This is a genomic window from Motilimonas thetidivivens (assembly GCF_046452435.1).
In the GTDB taxonomy this organism is placed as follows: domain Bacteria; phylum Pseudomonadota; class Gammaproteobacteria; order Enterobacterales; family CBDFNC01; genus Motilimonas.
Map to the genome: position 1 here is coordinate 78,906 of NZ_JBKFDK010000017.1, position 16,724 is coordinate 95,629.

The following is a 16,724-nucleotide window of genomic DNA, read 5'->3' on the forward strand; positions in this document are numbered from 1 at the left end:
TACCCCTAGCTATGTACTCACTGGGGTAAAAATGCGATTATTTGCTCGCTTGTTACACCGTCTATTAGTTCATTCCAATGACGTAGCCTAGCAACGCGGTTAAATGACCTATATATATGATGTGTTTAAAAGGTGCATTCTTATAAATAGTTATTTAGCTAATGGAGCTTGTTAGTTCTGAAGGTAGCAATAGCAAAAAGTGAACCCCGTATTTACAGAGAAGAATAATATGAAATTAGGTGCTCAGTTTGGTTTAACCGTTTTAGCCAGTGGCTTGTTATTAGGATGTAGCTCATCGTTTAGTCCTGACTTTGATAAAGACGGTGTGGTATTTGGACTTGATCAGTGTCCAGGTACCGTGTCTGGTGCCGCTGTTGATGAGCAAGGCTGTGCTTTGCCTAACACGGTACAAACAGAGCAAGACCAAGCTGAAACACCTCGTTATCTTGCGCCTATTGTTGACACCGTGCATATCAAAGTGCGCCAACCTTTGGTTGAAGAAGACCCATTTGAGCCTATCGTGGAAACCTTGGTGGAAATCAGTGACGAATGTGCCCCCTATGTTGATGTGGTTGATTTTAAAGTGGTTGGCATGAAACCCATTCGCTTTGCAACTAACGAATGGCAGCTAGATAAAGCATTAACTTTCCAATTGGATTGCATTGTTTCTGCCACCAAAGACAGTGGTTTAAGCCTTGAAGTTCAAGGTAATACCGACACTGTCGGTAGCGCAGCGTACAACAAAGAGCTTTCTGCTAAGCGAGCCAAATCTGCGGTAGATTACTTAGTGTCGAAAGGCGTAGATGCGACCATCCTAGAGTCTGTCGCCAATGGTTTTGATAAACCTGTGGCCGGTAATGATACCGAAGCACAGCGCAGTCAAAACCGTCGCGTTGATTTTGTGATTAAAGAGCAAGCCATGCCATCACCGATCAAAAACTCACAAGAATCGACCTTTGTAGAAGAAGAATTAATTATTGAATCAGACGATGATGCATCGGGTTGGTAATGCTTAATTAAAACTTGAAAGCAGCAATAGAAAAAGCCGATATTTCATTATCGGCTTTTTTGTCGTTGCTATATCGCAATCTTTATGGCGTTAGCCTTTTGGGTGATTGCGAGTAGAAAAAGTCCAGCTAATACTGCGCTTCAAACCAACTCTCAATAATTAAACAGGCAGAAATGCCATCCACCTTGTCTTTTGATAATGCCTTACTGCCACCGCGGCTAAAAATCTCAGCTCGCGCATCCACGGTTGTGAGGCGTTCATCTTGTAAGTGAGCGGGCTTTTGAAAGCGATGCTGTAAACGATTGGCAAATTTTTTGGCGCCAAAGCTAACTTCTTGCATGGTGCCATCCATGTTAAGTGGCAGGCCAACAACAAAGGCATCGGGCTGCCACTGTTTAACTAATTCTGCTATTTCGTCCCAATTAGGTATGCCATCGCGGGCTTTAAGAGCTTTAAGTGGATTGGCGCAGCCAGTAACGGATTGCCCTACGGCCACCCCGATACTTTTAGTACCAAAATCAAACCCTAATATAGTTTGTGTCATCGTTTATCCTTGCTTAGGCATGTCCAGCTTGGCTAGAGAGTTGCCAAATATCAATGCCAAGTAAGTTAGCTGCTTCTTCCCAACGGCGATGAATCGGCGTGTTAAAAATAAGCTTGCTGTCTGCGGGGGCGATTAACCAGCTGTTTTCAACTAACTCTTGTTCTAGTTGACCTGCTTGCCAGCCAGCATAACCCAACGCCATTAAGAAGTGTTTGGGCTCTTGATCGCTGCCTAAGGTTTGCAAAATATCTTTTGAGGTGGTCACCATGATGTCATCGGACATGCTAAGGCTACTGGAAAAGCCTTCGACCGGGGTATGAATTACAAACCCGCGATCCACCCCGACTGGGCCTCCTTGAATAATCGGCTGAGAGAGGGATTTTCTGCTCTCATCCGCTGGCGTAATATCCAGTTGTTCTAATAGATTGCCTAGTTTTAAATCGACCGCTACATTGATCACTATGCCCATGGCACCTTCCTCATTGTGATCACAAATATACACAACTGAGCGTTCAAAAAAGGGGCCATCCAAGGACGGCATGGCGATTAGGAAGTGGTTCTTTAAACTTTGCATCTCCAACATAACTATTCTTCACATCATCTATTTTGGTGGATATTAACATAGGAAATAGCCCAGCTTGGCTGAGCTATTGGGGCTTACTTATTTAATTTAGGCGCGCTTTAGGCGCTGCTCTATCGCATCCATCAGCATACCCGTAATAGAAACATCAAAGGCATTTTCAATTTCTTGGATACAGGTAGGGCTGGTCACGTTGATTTCTGTGAGTTTGTCGCCAATCACATCTAGACCAACAAAAATCAATCCCTTTTTCTTTAAGGTTGGGCCAATCGCTCGCGCAATTTTCCAATCGGATTCACTTAAAGGTCTTGCTTCACCGCGACCGCCTGCGGCTAAATTACCGCGGGTTTCGCCTTGCGCTGGAATTCGAGCAAGGCAGTATGGTACGGGCTCACCATCAACCACTAAAATGCGTTTATCACCATCACTTATTTGTGGGATAAAGGCTTGCGCCATACAATATTGCTGGCCGTGGTTGGTTAAGGTTTCAATGATCACACCTAGGTTTGCGTCACCGGGCTTAACTCTAAATATAGACGCGCCGCCCATGCCATCGAGGGGTTTTACAATAATATCTTGGTGCTTGGCATAAAAGGCTCGGATTTTAGTCGCATCACTGCTGACTAAGGTTTCTGGGGTAAATTCACTAAACCAAGCGGTAAAAAGCTTTTCATTGGCATCGCGTAAGCTTTGTGGCTTATTCACTATCAAACAGCCTTCATCTTCAGCGCGCTCTAGGATGTAGGTGGCGTAGATGTACTCGGTATCAAACGGCGGATCTTTACGCATTAAAATGACATCAAGATCAGATAATGCCAGTGTTTGCTGCTCGCCTAAGCTAAACCAGTGGTTGGCATCGCGTTGCACAGTCAGCGGCTGAGTGGTTGCAAATGCGCGGCCATTGTCTAAATAGAGATCTGACATTTCAAGGTAAAATAATTCATAGCCGCGTTGTTGGGCTTCAAGGAGCATGGCAAAGCTAGAATCTTTGTGAATTTTAATGTCGGTGATGGGATCCATCACGATACCGAGCTTAATCGTCATATCTTATCCTAAGTCGCCAAAGCGACATTGTAGTGCTGTGATAGCCGTCAATGCGGCTGTTTCTGTTCGCAGTATACGTGGGCCTAATAAGGTTTCAATAAAACCGGCTTGTTCACTGGCGTTCACCTCATCATCGCTAAATCCGCCTTCGGGGCCTATTAACAAGCGCACCTTGTTCGCCTCAGGTTGAGGTAAGGTATTGATGCGATAACTTGCTCTAGGATGAAGCGTCAATTTTGTCGCCGCATCGGCTTGGTTGATCCACTCGGCTAACGTGACTGGGATATGGATCGTTGGAACTCGATTACGCCCAGATTGTTCACAGGCTGCAATGGCAATTTTTTGCCATTGTTGGCGTTTTTTTTCTAACCGTTCACCACTTAATTTAACGCCGCAACGCTCGCTAAACAAAGGTGTTATTTCTGTCACGCCCAGTTCTACTGACTTTTGGATCACAAAGTCCATGCGATCGCCACGAGAAATTACTTGCCCTAAATGAATGGCGAGTGGGCTTTCATTGTCTGAAACTTGGCATTCATCAATACTCACGCGTACTTGTTTTTTATTGCTTTGAATTAAGCTCGCGAGAAACTGGCTGTCTGTCTCGCCATTAAACAAGATGATTTGATCACCTGTAGTTAGGCGTAACACTCGGCCCACGTGGTTCGCAGCATCTTCACCTAGGTCTAACTGATCGCCAACGGCGAGGGGCTGTGGCTCAAATATTCTTGGTACGCGCATATTACGGATCTCAAATCGGGTTAATCATATAAACCTGCGCTGCGGCAGGCATCAGCGACATAAGGATTAACATTGCCTTGTTTCGCGCTGATCAGTTTATCACGCTGACACTCCCAAGGCGTCACCGGATATTGCTTATGCCAAGCTTGATAAAGTTGGCGTTGCTGGCGAGATATTCTGACGCCATATTGATCTTGCATATAAAAGTAGATGCGGGCGATCGCCCCTTTTTGCAAGTCTGGCGGTGTGGCTTTTTTATTTTTAAAGTCGACCAGCATCTGGCATTGGCCATATTGGTAGGGCGTTTGACGAGATTCGGTAAATTGAAAATTCGATCTATCGCCATTCACTTCGCCAATAGCAGGCACCAAGTTGTGCATATCGCCTTCCATCAGACGAAAAGTTGCATCGTTACGGTTACAATTTTTGCGCCCACCTTGCTGCCAACATTGACGCTGGTGGCCCATTTCCCATGCCGGCATGACATGCTCCCATTCAATACGAGCGGCGCGCTTGGCTTGCTTTCGTACTTCATAGCCACAGGATTGATGATCCGGCACCAGTTTTTTCCCTTGTCGATTAATCTCACAGCCGCAGTAAAAGCTAACGGGATGGGCTTGGTAGATTTCACTGATGGCTTTTTTGGCTTGGCGAAACGGTTTAACGTCTGCTTGGCTAGGTAAGGTAATGAAAAAAAGTAAAAAAATAATAAAACTGCGCATATTTCGGCTCAACTATTGAAAAATGCGCTAAGGGTATCATGCTAAAAAAATAACAAAATACAGGTAATGCTAATAATGTTTATGTTATTTACTGGTTAAATATTGTGCTATTGTTCGGCTGTTTTTTGCAATGGAGTCTTACATTGAGTACACAAGTATTGAGTGCCTTTTGTAACCCTATTGTGGCGTCTGATTGATAGCCGATGTTGCTGACATTGGCATTGGTAGAGAAAGGTTTTGCCAGCTACCGAGCTAATGTCATATTGATGGGTGCGATGAGCGGGACGTTTCATCACTTGGGTCATGATAAATTGCCATTCTTGGCCATGGGGCGGGACATGAGCGCCATGAAGTTGATAGACCAGTAAATGGCTGACTTCATGAGGAACCACATCAAGCAAAAAGGAAGCCTGGTTTTCTTGATATAAAACGGGATTAAATTTAAGCAGCTGTTTTTGCAGGTGAGCTGAGCCAGCGATTTTTCCGCGCTGATTAAACTGGATAGCGGGGCGCGTAAATGGGCGATCAAAAAAGCACTCGGCTTGGTTATAACAGGTTTCCACCTGTTGCTCGAGTGCTTGTTTTTGAGTATCGCTTAACAATTAGCTGTACTTAGCGGTTATTTTAGGTGGCGCTTATTTTAGGCCAGCCGCGTCGCGCAGTAGTTCCGCTTTGTCGGTTTTTTCCCAAGGGAATTCGTCACGACCAAAGTGACCGTAAGCAGCTGTTGCTTGGTAGATAGGTCGCTCTAGGTCAAGCATGGTCAAAATACCGTAAGGACGTAGATCAAAAGAGTCGCGAACAATTTGTGTTAGGCGATCTTCGTCAATTTTCGCTGTACCAAATGTTTCCACGCTAATAGAAGTTGGCTCTGCAACACCAATAGCATAAGAAACTTGGATTTCACAGCGATCAGCAAGGCCGGCTGCAACAATGTTTTTAGCCACATAGCGGCCAGCATAAGCAGCACTACGGTCAACTTTTGATGGATCTTTACCCGAAAATGCACCGCCGCCGTGACGCGCCATACCACCGTAAGTATCTACGATAATTTTACGACCAGTTAGACCACAATCGCCAACTGGACCACCAATTACAAAGCGACCGGTTGGGTTAATGTGAAACAGTGTGTCTTTAGTTAACCAGTGCGCTGGTAAAACGGGTTTAATGATTTCTTCCATTACCGCTTCGCGCAAATCGGGTGTGCTGATACAGTCTTTATGCTGGGTAGATAGCACAACTGCGTCGATGCCAGTGATAATGCCATTTTCGTACTGGAAGGTAACTTGTGATTTAGCATCTGGTCGAAGCCAATCAAGTTTGCCACTTTTACGTACTTCGGCTTGTTTCTTAACTAAGCGATGGGCGTAGGTAATCGGAGCTGGCATTAATTCGTCGGTTTCGTTTGAGGCGTAGCCAAACATTAAACCTTGGTCGCCCGCGCCTTGATCTTCTGGGCGGCTGCGATCAACACCTTGGTTGATGTCAGGTGATTGCTTACCAATTGTGTTTAGTACTGCACAAGAGTCAGCATCAAAGCCCATGTCAGAGCTAGTGTAGCCAATTTCGCGTACGGTTTTACGAGTGATTTCTTCGATATCAACCCAAGCAGAAGTGGTGACTTCACCGCCCACCATAACCATACCGGTCTTAACATAAGTTTCACAAGCAACACGCGCTTTTGGGTCTTGCTCGAGAATGGCATCTAACACAGCATCGGAAATTTGGTCTGCAATTTTGTCTGGATGACCTTCTGATACTGATTCAGAAGTAAATAAATGTCTGGCCATGATACTGTGGCTCCTTTCAATGAGTGACAACTTTTGGATGTTTTACCATCTGGACGTCTATTCTATTCATGATTGAACAGAATGCCAGAATTTTTTTGCGTTAAACTAGGCTAAAGATACGTTAGAACGACTAAAGGAGAGTAAAATACGGATAAATTAATTTTATAAACTAATATTTTACTTTCGCTTGGTCATATATGTTGTTTGTTTTGTATGTGGTAGTGAGGTTGCTTTGTTGAGCTAGCTGTTGATATTGTCAGTACTGATTTTTTTCTTACTTAAACTTGGGCTGTTTTTTAACAATATGTTTTGCCTCGCCAAGAGTAACTCAATTAAGTTTTGCTGGCCAAATACTCGCGTTTGCACCACATGGGCGGTTAAACTCCCGACCAAACAAGGTAAGGCAAGGTTGAGGTTTGCCGTGGCTTCGACTACCAGCAATGTTGCTGAAATGGGGCTTTTCAACACCGCGCCAAAAAAGGCAGCCATACCCACCAAAACAAATACTTGTGGGGTTTCATTGGGCAATAAATAGGCTAACCAATGCCCGGTTAGTGCGCCAAGTAGTAGGCTAGGGCCGAGGGCTCCGCCGGGAATAGCGGAGCCAATCGCGATGGCACTGATCAAAAAACGCAATATTAACCAAGTGAGCACCAGTTGAGAGCCTATATCACCATAAAGCAACACATTAAGTAGCTGGTTGCCTAAACCGATAACTTCCGTGCCATACAAGCTGGCCGCCGAGGTGACCGCTGCGGCGAGCAAAAATTTTCCCCAATATGGCAACAATACATTATCTGCTGTGACACGGATTAACTTGAGCATCAAGGTTGCCAATAATCCGCATACTGCACCAACAATAATAAGTTCAGGTATCAAGGTTAATTGGTAGCTGAAACTTTGCGTATCAATATGAAACTCATAAGCGCCAAGTTGCCTTGCAATCCATGCGGAAAAGAAAGCGCAGATACTGATTAACAGGCAGGTTTGCCAGCGAAAGCGTCTTACTATGGTTTCTTGAACAAAAAAAATGGCGGTAATCGGCGTATGAAAAAGAGCTGCCATCGCGCTGGCTGCACCGCAGGCGGTTAATTGCCGAAGGCGAGTTTCATTGAGGTTAAAGTACTGGCCGAGCAGATTCATGGCTGCTGCGCCGATATGCAGCGCTGGACCTACTGCGCCAACAGCAAAGCCACAGATCAGGGAAATCAGAGCGGCAACGTATTGGAATATTGCATTCCCCAGAGCAAATTTACCGTCTTTAAAATGATACCCCATAACCACTATGGGTAACCCAGACTTAGTGTATTGGTTAAAATAGCGAAATAGTAAAATCAGGCAAAGAGCGCCCAAAAAGGGCACTAACGTATAAGTCCAAGCATAGTCGAGCGCATAAGCTACAAGCTCAAATTTAGATAAGTTGCTAAATGAAATAATCAGTCCGGAGCAAAGCAGGCTGCCAATCACAGTGATCATGAGGGTGCGTTTGAGACCTGTTGCTGAACTTTCCATTGCGGTTAGGTGTTTACTGATAGTGGTATAAAGAACGGAATTTTATGCCATTTTGACCTCAAATCCTAGGGTAGCAGCAACACCCAAGGTTAAGAAAGCGAGCGGTTTTGCATATTTAGCATAATTTGCTCATTTTTTTTACAAAAGAAGATTGCACATGTTTAGTCATCTTGGGACAATACGCCACCACTATTGGTGTGGAAATGAGTGAGTCTGCTGGCAGGCAAACTTGTTCATTTGCAAGGCCATCAATCCCAGTCCAAGCAACATTTTGATTAATGCAGGAGATCTCATGCCTTCTCGTAATGAACTAGCAAATGCCATTCGTGCGCTTAGTATGGATGCAGTTCAAAAGGCCAATTCTGGTCACCCAGGCGCCCCTATGGGGATGGCCGACATAGCTGAAGTGCTATGGCGTGACTTTTTAAAGCATAACCCGACTAACCCTAACTGGGCAGATCGTGACCGTTTCATCCTTTCTAACGGCCATGGCTCTATGCTGCTTTATTCTCTATTGCATCTATCAGGTTATGATCTATCAATTGAAGATTTAAAAAACTTCCGTCAGCTACATTCTAAAACACCGGGCCACCCAGAATACGGCTATGCTCCAGGTGTTGAAACGACTACTGGTCCTTTAGGCCAAGGTATCACCAATGCGGTAGGTATGGCGATTGCTGAAAAAGCACTTGCCGATCAGTTTAACCGTGACAATTTCGATATCGTTGATCACTACACTTACGCTTTCATGGGCGATGGCTGTTTGATGGAAGGTATCTCTCATGAAGCATGTTCTCTTGCTGGTACCTTAGGTCTAGGCAAGTTAATTGCGTTTTGGGATGACAACGGTATCTCTATTGATGGCGATGTGGAAGGTTGGTTTACCGACGATACTCCTAAACGTTTTGAAGCGTACGGCTGGCATGTTATTGCAGGTGTTGATGGCCATGATGCGGCTGCGATTAAAGCCGCAGTGGAAGCTGCACAAGCTGAAACTAAGCGTCCTACTTTAATTTGTTGTAAAACCATTATTGGTTACGGTTCACCCAATAAGCAAGGTGGCCACGATTGTCACGGCGCGCCATTAGGTGCTGAAGAAATTAAAGCGTCTCGTGAATTCCTAGGTTGGAATCATGAAGCATTTGATATCCCTGCTGATGTTTACGGTGAGTGGGATAACAAAGCAGCAGGCTCAGCAGCCGAAGCGGCGTGGAACGAGAAATTTGCAGCTTATAAAGCAGCCTACCCTGAACTAGCTGTTGAGTTTGAACGTCGTGTGAACAACCAGTTACCAACTGATTGGGAAGAAAAGTCGACTGCTTATATTGCTGCCCTACAAGCCGACCAACCGAATGTAGCGACACGTAAAGCATCACAAAACTGTTTAGAAGCATTCGGTGCGTTACTACCTGAAATCATGGGTGGCTCTGCTGACTTAGCGCCTTCTAACTTAACCATGTGGTCTGGCTCTAAAGCCCTAGAAGCAAACGATGCTAGCGGTAACTACATCCACTACGGTGTACGTGAATTCGGTATGTCTGCGATCATGAATGGTATCGCGTTACACGGTGGTTTTGTCACTTACGGTGCGACCTTCCTTATGTTTATGGAATACGCACGTAACGCATTACGTATGGCTGCGTTGATGAAGCAACGTGCTATTCATGTATACACTCATGACTCAATTGGTCTAGGCGAAGACGGTCCAACTCACCAACCTGTTGAGCAAATCGCAAGTCTTCGTTTAACGCCAAATATGAGCACATGGCGTCCATGTGACTCGGTTGAATCTGCGGTTGCTTGGAAATACGCCATTGAGCGTGTTGATGGCCCAACTGCACTTATCTTCAGTCGTCAAAACCTTGCGCCACAAGCGCGTGATGCCCAGCAGCTTGCTGATGTGGCTAAAGGTGGTTACGTATTAGTTGATTGTGATGGCCAAGCTGACATCATCTTGATTGCAACGGGCTCTGAAGTTGAGCTTGCAGTTGCTGCGGCGCAAGAGCTAACAGCTAAAGGTAAAGCGGTACGCGTGGTATCTCTCCCTTGTACAGATGTATTCGATGCGCAAAGCGCAGAATATAAAGAATCCGTACTTCCTGCCGCTGTGACTAAGCGTGTCGCCATTGAAGCAGGTATTGCAGATTACTGGTACAAGTATGTAGGTCTAAATGGCAAGATCGTAGGTATGACTACCTTTGGTGAGTCAGCTCCTGCTGGTGAGCTATTTAAGATGTTCGGCTTTACCGTTGAGAACGTAGTAGAACAAGCGCTAAGCTTATAATCTGCGCTTCGTAATAGCTTTTCAAAACGCCGCCTTATCAGCGGCGTTTTTTTTTGCCTGCTAGTGTGCTTTAAACAAAATGTGGTACTATTACTACATATTTTGCTGATACGCTTTTGCTATTTAAGCTATTTTATTTCGTGTTTGAGTGGCGTTTTGTTGTATTTGTGGTTGAGTAGTGTTTTTTTTGGCGAAAAATGCTGTTGTAGTGCACTATTTAAGTGTTACTTATGTTTTTGTTTTGGCTTGGTCGCTGTTCCTGGTCGAGGTGAAATTACCGCAATGCACAACAAAAAAGAAAAAAAGTTACAGTAACTGATGTAAATCAAGCAAAATGTAACCAATTTGATGCCTAATAATGGCTATTGGCAACAGCAAGTGTAAATGTAAATTGCATGAAAGACGCCGCTGCAGATGTAACCGCAAGGCAGTCGTGTTTTAGAGTTTATAAAGGAAAGCAAAGGGTTATCCTGAGGTTTTCCTGTGTTGATTTTTTAATTTCATAACTTACAGTTAGAGGACATAACATGTCAGTAAAAAAAATGGTTGATCAAGACCTAGCCGGCAAACGCGTATTTATCCGTCAAGATCTTAACGTGCCAATTAAAGACGGCAAGGTGGCATCAGATGCACGAATCTTAGCATCGATTCCAACCATCAAATTAGCCCTAGAAAAAGGCGCTAAAGTTATGATCACTTCTCACTTAGGTCGCCCTGTTGAAGGTGGCACAGCTGAAGAAAACGCACCTTTCACACTACAACCTGTTGTTGATTACCTAAACGAAGCGCTTGATGTGCCAGTACGTCTAGCAACTGACTACCTAAATGGCCTAGAAGTAAACGAAGGCGAAGTCGTTGTGCTTGAAAACGTTCGTTTCAACAAAGGCGAGAAAAAAGACGACGAAACACTAAGCAAGCAACTTGCTGCACTATGTGATGTTTACGTTATGGATGCATTTGGTACTGCACACCGTGCCCAAGCTTCAACTCACGGTATCGCTAAATTTGCAGAAGTCGCTTGTGCAGGTCCACTACTAGCCGCTGAATTAGAAGCGCTAGGTAAAGCAATGGACAAGCCAGCTCGTCCAATGATCGCAATCGTGGGTGGCTCTAAGGTTTCAACTAAACTAACTGTACTTGAGTCGCTATCTAAAATTGCTGACCAACTTGTTGTGGGTGGTGGTATTGCTAACACCTTTATCGCAGCAGAAGGTAAAAATGTAGGTAAGTCTCTATGTGAAGAAGACTTGATCCCAACCGCGCAAAAACTAATGAAAGAGTGTGCTATTCCGGTTGCAACCGATGTAGTGGTTGGTACTGAGTTCTCTGAAACTGCTGTTGGTACAATTAAGTCTGCTGACGATGTTGCTGATGAAGACATGATTTTTGACTTAGGTCCTGATTCAGCCGAAGCGCTAGCTAAGCTAATCAAAGAAGCAAAAACCATTCTTTGGAACGGCCCAGTAGGCGTATTTGAGTTTGAAAACTTTGCCAACGGTACTAAAGTGATTGCACAAGCGATTGCTGAAAGCGATGCATTCTCTATCGCTGGTGGTGGTGATACGCTAGCTGCTATCGACAAGTTTGGTATCAAAGACCAAGTTTCTTACATCTCAACGGGTGGCGGTGCGTTCCTTGAGTTTGTAGAAGGTAAAGTACTTCCTGCCGTAGCTATGCTTGAGTCGCGTGCATAATTAATAGAACGGGAGCCTCGCTCCCGTTTTTTATGGCGCGGTTTTTGTGTATAATACGCGCCGAAAATCTTTTTAAGTGTGACAGAACAATAGGATTATATTCATGTCTAAGATCTTTGATTTTGTAAAACCAGGTGTTATCTCTGGCGATGACGTTCAAAAAGTATTTGAAATCGCTAAAGCAAACAACTTCGCTCTTCCTGCTGTTAACGTAGTTAACACTGATTCAATCAACGGTGTTTTAGAAGCTGCATCTAAAGTTAAAGCGCCAGTGGTTGTTCAATTCTCTAACGGTGGTGCTGGTTTCTTCGCTGGTAAAGGCGTAAAACTTGAAGGTCAAGGTGCACAAATCCTTGGTGCTGTAGCGGGTGCTAAATATGTACACGCTGTTGCTGCTGCTTACGGTGTTCCAGTTATTCTTCACACTGACCATGCTGCTAAGAAACTACTACCATGGATCGACGGTCTACTAGACGCAGGTGAAGAGTTCTTCGCACAAACTGGTAAGCCTCTGTTCTCTTCTCACATGATCGACCTATCTGAAGAGTCACTAGAAGAAAACATCGAAATCTGTGCTAAATACCTAGAGCGTATGGCTAAGATGAACATGACCCTAGAAATCGAACTAGGTTGTACGGGTGGTGAAGAAGACGGCGTAGACAACTCTCACATGGATGAGTCTGAGCTATACACTAAACCAGAAGACGTAGCATATGCATACGAGAAACTAAGCGCAGTTAGCCCACGTTTCACTATCGCTGCTTCTTTCGGTAACGTACACGGTGTTTACAAGCCAGGTAACGTTAAACTAACTCCAACTATCCTACGTGATTCTCAAGCTTACTGTGCAGAGAAATTCGGTATTGCGCCAAATGCACTTAACTTTGTATTCCACGGTGGTAGCGGTTCAACTGAAGCTGAAATCCAAGAGTCTATCGGTTACGGTGTAATCAAAATGAACATCGATACTGATACTCAGTGGGCAACATGGGACGGCATTCGTCAATACGAAGCGGCTAACCGTGAATACCTACAAGGTCAAATCGGTAACCCAACTGGTCCAGATGCACCTAACAAGAAATACTACGATCCACGCGTTTGGTTACGTGCTGGTCAAACTTCTATGGTTGCACGCCTTGAAAAAGCATTTGCTGACCTAAATGCGATTGACGTACTTTAATTAGTCAGTTTTATCTGCAAAAAGTCAGCCTTTAGGCTGACTTTTTTTATTTTCAGCCCTAAACCACCTACTTCAGTAGGTGGTTATCATCCATAGGGGGCTTTGCCCGAAGTTCTACTCATGCTAAATGGACTCTCGATTTTTAGCGAAGTCAAAGAGGACAAATAACATGAGTAGATATAACCAAGCTTCCCACGTATTTTGGAGATGTCAATATCACATTGTGTGGACACCAAAGTATCGTTTTCGAATATTGAAAAATAATGTGGGTAAAGAAGTTTATCGGTGCATACAGGTTTACTGTAATCAACTTGGATGTGAAGTCGTTGAATTGAATGTACAAGTTGACCATGTTCACCTAGTGGTAAAGGTACCGCCAAAATTATCAATATCAAGTTTGATGGGTGTTTTGAAAGGTAAAATAGCCTTGAAGTTATTTAGCAAATTCCCATATCTAAGGAAGAACAAGTTATGGGGAAATCATTTTTGGCAAAGGGGCTATTTTGTTGATAGCGTAGGAATCAATGAGGAAATAATACGCCGATACGTAAGGCACCAAGAGAAACAAGAGCGTCAAGAGCAGAGAGAGTTGGCGCTGAACTAAACAAAGGCCCCCTTTTAGGGGGTTAACACAAAGCCACCTTCTTCAGAAGGTGGATTATTTACAACTTTTAAATAACATTTTTTCATCCCCTGCCGATATAACCTTCTAGAAAAACACTGTTTTTATTTATGCTTAGCGCGCTTCGGATCATGATTGTGCTCGATGCCATGAGATCTAGCGCATCATGTTAATGACTGAGTGTATTTTATCTATTTCAGATATGTTATAGACTTGCAATATTGCAGCCAAATATATGGCTAATTAGCATCTTCACCCATCAGGAAGAAAGGCGACCCAAGGATTGGGACCAGCAATGGAACGCCACATGGAATACCGAGGGAAAGTTATGGTTTTGTTATCAGTTCAAACTGCTTCAGTTGTCAGCGCCATCAATGGCAAAGTGTATGTTGTTAATAGCGATGGAAGTAAAGCGCTGTTAAAACCTGGTGATAAAGTCTTACCTGGACAAAAAATTGAGGCTGAAGATGCTCAGGCATTCTCCTTGTCTCCGATTGATGACAATTTGGCTGTTGCAGCCAACGAAAGTAATGGCGAAGATGCATTCTCATTACCGGCGGATGTGGAAAGTGAAATAGCTGCCTTGCAACAAGCGCTATTAGCTGGAGCAGACCCAACCCAACTCGATGATTTTGAAGCACCTGCTGCTGGTGAAGAGGCTGCTGCCGGTTCAAGTATCAGTGGTAGCTCAGGTATCTCTCGTACTGGCGATTCGCAAATTGCGGGCTCAGGCTATGACACCAATGGCTTATCTGTTGAACCACCAGAAGAAATAGAACCCATTGAACCTAGACAAACCATCGAAGTTACCCCAAGTGTACCTCAAATTCCCTCTATTATCGTAAGTCCTGCTGGTGCATCCCTTAATTCAGATAACGTAGCTGTTGCCGAAGGGGACTTTGCGGTTTTTTCGGTCAATGTAACCAATGCGCTTAACTCATCACTTTCTCTAGAGCTTGTTGATGGCTCAGCAGTTAGCGCCAGTGATTATGATGCTAATTTTGAAGTGAGTCTTGATGGTGGTGTGAGCTGGATTAAATATGGTGAATCAGCCATTAACTTAACCGGCTCTGAAACCGTATTGGTGCGTATTGATACCACTGATGATGCGATCCGCGAAGTTGCCGAGACATTTCAATTACAGGCAACATTAACGACGGGTGATGAGTCAACGACCGCTGTTATTGAAGGCACTATCTATGATGATGCGGGTGAGGAAGCAATAGAGCCTAGCGTTGAACCTGAAGAAAACGACACAGTTTTTGTAGCTATTACGGGGCCAAGTGAAGTCACGGAAGGTGACACCACGTCTCCATACACGATTGAGCTTTCTCAGGCTGTTCCTGATGGTAAGTCAGTGACCGTTGAGCTTGCTTATTCAGGTTCTGCCGAAGACGGAACCGACTTTAATGGTGTTGTTTCTGTTGTTATCACAGGCCCTGCTAGTAGCGGTCAATTTGTGTTATCAACTATCGACGATAACTTACCTGAAGCAATCGAAACCATAGTTGTCTCTGTGGTTAACATAGTTGATCAACAAGGTGCATTTGAGGCGATTAAGCCACAACCAGATAACGCCGAGGTGACAACGAATATTATTGATAACGACACGACCAGTGTTGTTGTTAACCAAGGGATGCAAGCCAACAACCTTGATGTTGTTGAAGGTGACCAAGCAATCTTTACTGTTGAGGTGGGTAAAGCAGCAGCGGGTAGTATTTTGAATCTAAGCCTAGAAGATGGCACCGCTACTTCGGCAGATTATCAAGCAAGTTTTGAAATAAGTTTAGATGGTGGCCAGACTTGGATAGCTTCAAATGGTCAGGTTAGTCTTGCAGATGGTGGCAATCAAACTATTTTGGTTCGCACCCAAACCCTTGATGATGCGTATATAGAAGCGCCCGAAACCTACCAATTAAATGCTTCTTTAGTTAGTGCAGGTGAAGTACTACAAAGTACAGGAACTGCAACCATCCTTGATGACAGTGTCGTTACCCCTCCGACACCAGCTGATACTGCAACTCTCAGCTTAAGCGGTTCATCTACTGTTGTTGAAGGCGAAAGTGCTAGCTACACCGTCAGCGTGGACAAAGCGCCCGCGACAGATCTAACCGTGCAAGTGATCACCGGCCATATCACTACCGATAATGGTGATGTGATAGCCCAAACCCAAGATGTGGTGATTAAAGCGGGTGAAACCAGCGCGACGTTAGTCGTGGATACCCTAGATGATGCCTATGCCGATACTGGCGAGAAATTCCAAGTCAGCCTAGGTAACACCACGGGTGGCGGTTATGAGAATTTAGTCAAAGGCACCTCGGTGGTCGAAACTACCATCAATGACCAAACCGGCACCGACGGTAACCCAGGACCCGAAGACACCGCGACCATCAGTCTAAAAGGTGATGCAAGCGTGGTTGAAGGTGAAAGTGCTAGCTACACCGTTAGCGTGGACAAAGCGCCCGCGACAGATCTAACGGTACAAGTGATCACTGGCCATATCACTACCGACAACGGTGACGTGATTGCGCAAACCCAAGATGTGGTGATTAAAGCGGGCACCACGGAAAAAGTGTTCTCGGTAACAACTATTGAAGATGCAGTCAAAGAAGGTAATGAGCAGTTTAATGTCACTTTAGGCAATACCAATGGTGGTGGTTTTGAGAATTTAGTCAAAGGTGATAGTGCGGTTACCACCACTATTATCGATAATGACGGCTCTAGCTTAATTGTTAACCCAGCTGCAGACTCAAATAATGTCACTGTAATAGAAGGCGAGCAAGCCACTTTCACAGTTGAAGTGGGTAAAGCGGCTCTTGGCAGTGTGGTTAGTTTAAGCCTAGCGGATGGAACGGCGACATCAGCAGATTATGAAGCCAGTTTTGAAGTTAGCCTAGATGGAGGCGCAACCTGGACTGTGTCTAACGGCCAGGTAAGTTTGCCAGACGGCGGTAACCAAACCATCTTAGTGCGCACGCAAACCCTAGATGACGATGTGACGG

14 protein-coding genes are annotated in these 16,724 nt (G+C 44.6%); 6 read left to right on the forward strand and 8 right to left on the reverse strand.

Features of this window, described 5'->3' with window-relative positions; translation table 11 throughout:
- Nucleotides 1-229: 229 nt before the first annotated feature.
- Nucleotides 230-1,009, forward strand: coding sequence for an OmpA family protein (locus ACK8OT_RS13345; RefSeq protein WP_410197015.1), 780 nt, complete (start codon nt 230-232; stop codon nt 1,007-1,009).
- Between the two features lie 127 nt (nt 1,010-1,136).
- Here the strand turns inward: ACK8OT_RS13345 and ruvX are convergent, their stop codons facing one another.
- The 8 genes from ruvX to ACK8OT_RS13385 all read right to left on the reverse strand — a co-directional run bounded on the left by ruvX (nt 1,137) and on the right by ACK8OT_RS13385 (nt 7,942).
- On the reverse strand, nt 1,137-1,553 hold the full coding sequence (gene ruvX / locus ACK8OT_RS13350; RefSeq protein ID WP_410197016.1) for a Holliday junction resolvase RuvX: 417 nt from the start codon (nt 1,551-1,553) through the stop codon (nt 1,137-1,139).
- 13 nt (nt 1,554-1,566) lie between these two features.
- Entirely contained in the window at nt 1,567-2,127 is a 561-nt protein-coding gene (locus ACK8OT_RS13355; RefSeq protein WP_410197028.1) for a YqgE/AlgH family protein, read from the reverse strand.
- A 96-nt stretch (nt 2,128-2,223) separates the two neighbouring features.
- Nucleotides 2,224-3,177: a glutathione synthase gene (gshB, locus tag ACK8OT_RS13360; RefSeq protein WP_410197017.1), complete on the reverse strand. Its 954-nt coding sequence runs from the start codon at nt 3,175-3,177 to the stop codon at nt 2,224-2,226.
- Nucleotides 3,178-3,180: 3 nt separating this feature from the next.
- Nucleotides 3,181-3,918 carry a 16S rRNA (uracil(1498)-N(3))-methyltransferase gene (rsmE, locus tag ACK8OT_RS13365; RefSeq protein ID WP_410197018.1) on the reverse strand — a complete coding sequence of 246 codons (738 nt, stop codon included), beginning with the start codon at nt 3,916-3,918 and terminating at the stop codon, nt 3,181-3,183.
- Between the two features lie 20 nt (nt 3,919-3,938).
- The gene (locus tag ACK8OT_RS13370) at nt 3,939-4,640 is read right to left on the reverse strand and encodes an endonuclease (protein ID WP_410197019.1); all 702 of its coding nucleotides are present in this window, start codon (nt 4,638-4,640) and stop codon (nt 3,939-3,941) included.
- A gap of 107 nt (nt 4,641-4,747) precedes the next feature.
- The gene (locus ACK8OT_RS13375; protein ID WP_410197020.1) at nt 4,748-5,242 is read right to left on the reverse strand and encodes a SprT family zinc-dependent metalloprotease; all 495 of its coding nucleotides are present in this window, start codon (nt 5,240-5,242) and stop codon (nt 4,748-4,750) included.
- A 33-nt stretch (nt 5,243-5,275) separates the two neighbouring features.
- Nucleotides 5,276-6,430: a methionine adenosyltransferase gene (metK, locus tag ACK8OT_RS13380; RefSeq protein ID WP_410197021.1), complete on the reverse strand. Its 1,155-nt coding sequence runs from the start codon at nt 6,428-6,430 to the stop codon at nt 5,276-5,278.
- 240 nt (nt 6,431-6,670) lie between these two features.
- Complete coding sequence (locus ACK8OT_RS13385; RefSeq protein WP_410197022.1) at nt 6,671-7,942, reverse strand: chloride channel protein; 1,272 nt, start codon at nt 7,940-7,942, stop codon at nt 6,671-6,673.
- Between the two features lie 292 nt (nt 7,943-8,234).
- On the opposite strand from ACK8OT_RS13385, the gene tkt reads away from it, so the two are divergent.
- The 5 genes from tkt to ACK8OT_RS13410 all read left to right on the forward strand — a co-directional run.
- Nucleotides 8,235-10,226, forward strand: a complete 1,992-nt coding sequence (gene tkt / locus ACK8OT_RS13390; protein ID WP_410197023.1) for a transketolase — start codon at nt 8,235-8,237, stop codon at nt 10,224-10,226.
- A gap of 527 nt (nt 10,227-10,753) precedes the next feature.
- Nucleotides 10,754-11,920 (forward strand): phosphoglycerate kinase, encoded by a 1,167-nt coding sequence (locus tag ACK8OT_RS13395; protein WP_410197024.1) that lies wholly within the window; start codon nt 10,754-10,756, stop codon nt 11,918-11,920.
- Between the two features lie 103 nt (nt 11,921-12,023).
- The gene (gene fbaA / locus ACK8OT_RS13400; RefSeq protein ID WP_410197025.1) at nt 12,024-13,100 is read left to right on the forward strand and encodes a class II fructose-bisphosphate aldolase; all 1,077 of its coding nucleotides are present in this window, start codon (nt 12,024-12,026) and stop codon (nt 13,098-13,100) included.
- Between the two features lie 169 nt (nt 13,101-13,269).
- Nucleotides 13,270-13,704: an IS200/IS605 family transposase gene (tnpA, locus tag ACK8OT_RS13405; protein WP_410195513.1), complete on the forward strand. Its 435-nt coding sequence runs from the start codon at nt 13,270-13,272 to the stop codon at nt 13,702-13,704.
- A gap of 346 nt (nt 13,705-14,050) precedes the next feature.
- A partial coding sequence (locus tag ACK8OT_RS13410; RefSeq protein WP_410197026.1) for a retention module-containing protein occupies nt 14,051-16,724 on the forward strand: 2,674 nt, incomplete at its 3' end.

Bases quoted from the DNA above. Each gene is read 5' to 3' on its own strand.
- ACK8OT_RS13345 (WP_410197015.1), top strand. From the start codon at position 230: ATGAAATTAGGTGCTCAGTTTGGTTTAACCGTTTTAGCCAGTGGCTTG.
- ruvX (WP_410197016.1), bottom strand. From the start codon at position 1,553: ATGACACAAACTATATTAGGGTTTGATTTTGGTACTAAAAGTATCGGG.
- ACK8OT_RS13355 (WP_410197028.1), bottom strand. From the start codon at position 2,127: ATGCAAAGTTTAAAGAACCACTTCCTAATCGCCATGCCGTCCTTGGAT.
- gshB (WP_410197017.1), bottom strand. From the start codon at position 3,177: ATGACGATTAAGCTCGGTATCGTGATGGATCCCATCACCGACATTAAA.
- rsmE (WP_410197018.1), bottom strand. From the start codon at position 3,918: ATGCGCGTACCAAGAATATTTGAGCCACAGCCCCTCGCCGTTGGCGAT.
- ACK8OT_RS13370 (WP_410197019.1), bottom strand. From the start codon at position 4,640: ATGCGCAGTTTTATTATTTTTTTACTTTTTTTCATTACCTTACCTAGC.
- metK (WP_410197021.1), bottom strand. From the start codon at position 6,430: ATGGCCAGACATTTATTTACTTCTGAATCAGTATCAGAAGGTCATCCA.
- ACK8OT_RS13385 (WP_410197022.1), bottom strand. From the start codon at position 7,942: ATGGAAAGTTCAGCAACAGGTCTCAAACGCACCCTCATGATCACTGTG.
- tkt (WP_410197023.1), top strand. From the start codon at position 8,235: ATGCCTTCTCGTAATGAACTAGCAAATGCCATTCGTGCGCTTAGTATG.
- ACK8OT_RS13395 (WP_410197024.1), top strand. From the start codon at position 10,754: ATGTCAGTAAAAAAAATGGTTGATCAAGACCTAGCCGGCAAACGCGTA.
- fbaA (WP_410197025.1), top strand. From the start codon at position 12,024: ATGTCTAAGATCTTTGATTTTGTAAAACCAGGTGTTATCTCTGGCGAT.
- tnpA (WP_410195513.1), top strand. From the start codon at position 13,270: ATGAGTAGATATAACCAAGCTTCCCACGTATTTTGGAGATGTCAATAT.